At 78.6% G+C, this 1555-nt stretch carries 3 protein-coding genes; 1 reads left to right on the top strand and 2 read right to left on the bottom strand.

The annotated features are described in order from the left end of the window. Together KSNIM_RS17385 and KSNIM_RS17380 are read right to left on the bottom strand one after the other, a co-directional pair. Nucleotides 1-365, bottom strand: a 365-nt coding sequence (locus KSNIM_RS17385) for a hypothetical protein (RefSeq protein WP_263104126.1), incomplete at its 3' end; no start/stop codon positions are given. Between the two features lies 1 nt (nucleotide 366). Beyond that, complete coding sequence (locus KSNIM_RS17380) at nucleotides 367-669, bottom strand: WXG100 family type VII secretion target (RefSeq protein ID WP_263104125.1); 303 nt, start codon at nucleotides 667-669, stop codon at nucleotides 367-369. Between the two features lie 146 nt (nucleotides 670-815). Here KSNIM_RS17380 and KSNIM_RS17375 point away from each other — a divergent pair. Further along, nucleotides 816-1555: hypothetical protein (locus KSNIM_RS17375; protein ID WP_263104124.1), on the top strand; the 740-nt coding region annotated here is incomplete at its 3' end.

Genomic DNA, 1555 nt, shown 5'->3' with positions numbered 1-1555 from the left:
GCGGCCAGCGCCGCCAGCCGCTCGGCGGCCGCGGTGTCCGCCCGCTCCGCCGCCGCGACCGCACCAACCGGATCGCCGGGCAGTGCCGCCTGAGCGACCCGGAAGGCCTCGGCGGCCTGACGCAGCGTCTCCTGGACGAGCGTCAGCTCCACCCAGGCCGCCTGCAGTCGACCGGTGGCCCGGTCGACCGCCGCGCCCGCCAGTTCGGCGGCCCGGCCCTGCCAGCCGGAGCCGTGCACCCGGCCCGCGGTCTGCCGGGCCCACGCCTCGTGGTGCCCCTCCAGCGCGGCGGCCAGGGCGCCGTACCCGGCTGCGGCGGCGGGCAGTTCGGCCGGACGGGCGGCGCCCAGCGCAGCGGCGTCCACCTCAGCCCGCCGAGGTCAGGCTGCGGCGGACGGACTCGTCGGCGGCGGTGTAGCCGTCGGCCGTGCGCACCAGGTCGGCGCCGATCGTGCCGAGGTCGTCCGCCAGCCGCTCGAACAGCCGGTGCCACGCGTCGGCGCAGTCCCGCAGCGCGGCGGCCGTCCGCCAGCCGGGCAGCGCCGCCGCCGCCGCGTCGGCCGGACCGAGCACAGCGCGGGCGTCGGCGCGCAGCCGCTCCGCGGTGAGCCGGGCGGCCTGCCCGGCCGCAATCAACTCGCCGGGGTGCACACGGAAGCCGGGGGACACGGGCGCCTCGCTCTACGGTCGGACGGACGCCCGTCATGGTAACGGCCCGTGACGAGCGCGAAGCGCCGAGTATTTCCGACGGGCTGTCAAGAGCCGAATGAGTGGCGAGGCTGACAGCGCCCCGATTCGCACGCTAGTTTCTTGGCATGTCTCGTGGACGCCACCGTCATTCCTCCGTCCTCGGCCGCTACGCGCCACCTGTCGCCGTCGGTGTGCTCGTGCTCGCCGCCGTGGCCGCCCTGGTGGCCACACCGGATCCGGTGGTGGCGCGTTCGGTCGGCGTCGCCGCCGTGGTCGCGGCCGTCGGGCTGGGCCTCCTGCTGCGCCAGCGCGACCGTGCGGCCCGGGCCGCCCTGCAACTCGCCGCGACCAGGCGGCTGCGGCTGGAGGAGCGCTTCGAGGAGCAGCTCGCCGAGGCCGAGTACGCGGCCGAGGTCGCCGAGGAGCGGGCCACCCGCTTCGGCCGGCGGCTCACCGCGGAGAAGTCCCGGCTCGCCAAGGCCGAGACCGAGATCGCCCGGCTGCTGCGCGAGCGCGCAGTCGCGGTCGCCGAGCAGACGATGCGCGAGGCCGAGGCGGCCAAGCGCGCCCTGGAGGCCGCCCGCCCCAAGCACCCGGCCAGCCCGGCCGCCTACGTGCGGGCCGCCGCCGCACTGCGGCACCTGGAGCGCCTCGGCGACGAGGCGGAGGCGCGCCGCCGCGAGGGCGAGGCGCGGGCCCAGCTGGAGCTCCGTCCGCGGATGCCGGAGCCGGTGCCCGTCACCCGCCCGCTGCAGGCGCAGGAGACCGCCCCGCCGGCCCCTGTACAGGCCCCGGCGCCGGCCGTGGAACCGGCCGCGGGCCGCCCGCTCACGGCGCCGCCCGCCCTGCGTCCCCGCGCGGGCAC

The organism is Kitasatospora sp. DSM 101779, assembly GCF_025655475.1.
In the GTDB taxonomy this organism is placed as follows: domain Bacteria; phylum Actinomycetota; class Actinomycetes; order Streptomycetales; family Streptomycetaceae; genus Kitasatospora.
This window is presented reverse-complemented; position numbering and strand designations above follow the sequence as displayed.